2 protein-coding genes are annotated in these 3,633 nt (G+C 40.4%); both read right to left on the bottom strand.

Features of this window, described 5'->3' with window-relative positions; translation table 11 throughout:
• On the bottom strand, window positions 1-1,551 hold a 1,551-nt coding region (locus AC1DSB_RS16260; protein WP_477587116.1), incomplete at its 3' end, for a DNA translocase FtsK.
• Window positions 1,552-1,783: 232 nt separating this feature from the next.
• Window positions 1,784-3,451: a ribonuclease J gene (locus AC1DSB_RS16255; protein ID WP_477587115.1), complete on the bottom strand. Its 1,668-nt coding sequence runs from the start codon at window positions 3,449-3,451 to the stop codon at window positions 1,784-1,786.
• Window positions 3,452-3,633: the final 182 nt, after the last annotated feature.

Genomic DNA, 3,633 nt, shown 5'->3' with positions numbered 1-3,633 from the left:
GTTATATCCTTCTATATTGCGTGTACCTGTATGAGAAAACAGATCATATCGACGTTCCATTTCTGACACCACTTTTTTAAGTGCCTGAGATGCTTTTCGAGGATCTGTTACGACAGGTGCCAACAAATGAGGAATTCCGTTGTAAACATTCAACTCGACCATTTTCGGGTCAATCATCATCATTTTCACTTCGTGAGGTTTCGCACGCATAATGATACTAACAATAATGCCGTTAATACATACACTTTTCCCGCTTCCGGTCGAACCGGCAACAAGTAGATGAGGCATTTTATTTAATTCCGCAAGAACAGCTTGTCCGGTAATATCACGACCAAGTCCGATCATCAATTTCGCATCTGGTTTATTGTTTTCTTTTGCTTCCAGCACTTCACGTAAACTTACGATGGCTACTTCCTGATTCGGTACTTCTATTCCGATTGCGGATTTTCCAGGAATCGGGGCCTCAATTCGGATATCCCGAGCTGCAAGAGCTAATGCCAGGTCATCACTGAGACTGACAATCTTACTTACTTTCACACCAGTGTCAGGCAAGACTTCATATTTTGTAACTGCAGGACCTAAATGCACTTGCGTCACACGAGCTTTGACACCAAAGCTGTTAAACGTCTTCTCCAGTTTTTTTGCATTGGCTTGAATGATTGAATATTCACCGCTTTGGTCACTATGTGGTGGTGCATTCAAAAGAGAAGCAGCAGGAAGTTGGTAATCTTTATTTTCCATCACTGCTTCTGATACGGAATCGAATACTTTTTCATTTAATTCTTCATTTTTCTCTATTTCTGGCTCCGGCTTTATTTCAACAACTTTCTCTGCACGTTCGGAAAAGGCAGATATAATTGGCGAAGTATGAACGGGTTCAGGTTCTCTGAGGGTTGTAGCGACTTCTAGATCTTGTGCAACTGGAGGCGAACTCTCGGATTTTTTCCGTTTGTCACTTCTTCGTTGCACTTTTGGAGCAGCAGTTTTTGTTTTTCTCTTTTGTGTCATCATGGCCGACCAATTCTTTTTCCAAATCGGTGCCTGGCTGGCTAAATAAGGAACGAGTGCTTTACCAGACAGCAGAATAAAGCCAATCATGACTAGCAGCCATGCGGCAATAGTCGCCCCGCCAGAATCAAACAGGACATGGAATGTGGCAAAAAGAAATGCCCCCAATATCCCGCCCCCCAACGATTGGTCACGGTTAACAATTCCTTCGCTTTCAATCAATATTCGCCATGTTTCACGAAGAACAGAATCGCTTATAAGTGCGCCACCTTGAAACAATTGTTCAAATAATGCTAAGTGGCTGAAAAGTGTCAAGCTGCCTAAGATACTGAATAGTCCTAAAACAATTCGATTATTCATTCCTGGTACGGCTCGATTAATCATCATCATGAGTGCAATGACAATACATAATAATGGGACTGCAAAATGCCAATTTCCAAAGAGAAACCTGGCGATTGACGAAAAAATGAAGCCAACAGCTCCTAATTCAAAAAAAGTAATGATGCCGAGTCCGATTATCAGTAAGCCAGCAATTTCATACATGAGTGGATGTATAGAAGTGGGCTTTTTCTTTTTAACAACCTTTTTCTTTCTTCTTGTCACTTCGATCACCTTCTTTGGTCAGTTAATTAGTGAAAAGCATTTAAAGCGATATACATATGAAGACTACTCCACTGTTCAAAGCTCGGTCGTCTTTAGTGCTTTCATCTTTATGTGAAAGAAAAAGGATTTCCTGCCGCTACAAATAGCGAGGAAATCCTTCCGTTTTTTCACCTTAATATTCCATAATAATCGGGATGATCATCGGACGTCTTTTCGTTTTTTGGTATAAGTACGAATTTAAGGTATCACGTATTTCTTGTTTTATGTTTGTCCATTCGAACGTTTCTTTGCTGACATATTTCTCAACGATTTTCTTCACTAACTCAGCTGATTCATCCATAAGCTGTTCAGACTCACGCACGTAGACAAATCCACGGGATAAGATTTCTGGACCAGATGCAATTTTCTTTTGTGCGCGGTTTAAGGTAACGACTACAATAAAGATACCGTCTTGTGACAGAAGTTTTCGGTCACGTAGAACAATGTTCCCAACGTCTCCTATACCAATACCATCGATTAACACGTTACCTGCCTGAACGCGGCCGCTCATACGCATTTTACCAGCTTTATATTCGACAATATCCCCTTTATCTGCAATAAAGATTTGTGACTTGGCCAAACCAGTAGCCTGGGCAAGTTTTGAGTGAGCCATCAGCATGCGGTATTCACCTTGAATCGGGATAAAGAATTTAGGTTTCATCAAGTTCAGCATCATTTTTAAATCTTCTTGGCTGCCATGTCCGGAAACATGCACTTTTTTACTGGCAGTTAAAACTTTTGCACCAGTTTTTGCTAAGTGATTCATTGTTTTAAACATCGCAACTTCCATACCTGGTGACGGAGTGAATGTAATTAACACTGTGTCTGTATCTTTGATTTTCACATCTTTATGATGTTTTCTAACCATTTTTTCAAGCGCTTCAAGAGGTTCCCCTTGGTTACCCGAAACGATAATAACTACTTCATCATCTGCATAATTGCCGATTTCTTTGATTGAAATTAATGTTTCTTCATCAATTTTCAAGTATTCGAGACGTTTCCCAACATCAAAGACGTTTTCCAATGTTTTACCTACTACCGCTACTTTGCGTTTTGACTCAATTGCTGTGTMAAACACTTGTTGGATACGAATGAAGTTAGAAGAATACAAGGAAACGAGAATACGGCCTTTTGCACCGTGGAAAGTTTCCGAAAGTTGTTCTTCAATCACCGATTCAGGAGTTGTGTAGCCAGGTCGCTCCGCTTCAGTAGAATCAGACATTAATATAAATACTCCATCTTCACCAAGACCAGCCATTTTAGCGATGTCTGGACGGTAGCTCCCTTTAGCAGATTGGTCGAATTTAAATTCTCCCGTATGCACAATCGCGCCCTCAGATGTATGGAAGACAATCCCTAATGAATCGGGAATACTATGTGTTGTATGGAAAAATGTAACATGAGTCGATTTGAAGTTCATGCGACTTTTGTTAGTCACTTCAAAGAATTTTACAGGCTGTGCAGCCGGCAATTCTTTCAGATGCTCTTTTGCTAAGGCAATCGTCAAACGAGACCCGTAGACTGGTGCATGGATCTTGTTCAACAAATAGGAAATGGAGCCGATTGCATCTTCATGTCCGTGTGTTAAAAAGATTCCTTTTACGCGCGCTTTATTTTCTTCTAAGTATGTTACGTCCGGAATGACAATATCAATTCCAAGCATTTCGTCTTCAGGGAACATGAGTCCACTGTCTACGACAAAGATTTCTTCATCTATTTCTACTACGTACATTGCTTTTCCGATTTCCCCAACTCCACCGAGGGGGATAATACGGATGGTTTCATTTATTGTTTTAGTCACTTGCTTTCCTCCTAAAAATTACCCGATCAACATCCACTAGTAATCATTATACGGGACGTATGACAACAGTACAAACAAAAAAAGGTCAGCTGAACACTGACCTTTCAAAATTTATTTAAAACTTTTTCTTTTTGCCTCATATTTCGCCCAAGCTTGATCGAAATCTTGCTTCTCATCACTCG

The organism is Paenisporosarcina sp. P4_E4_2 (genome assembly GCF_056401595.1).
Note: the sequence above shows the minus strand (reverse complement) of the source record. Positions and strands in the feature narration are given on the sequence as shown.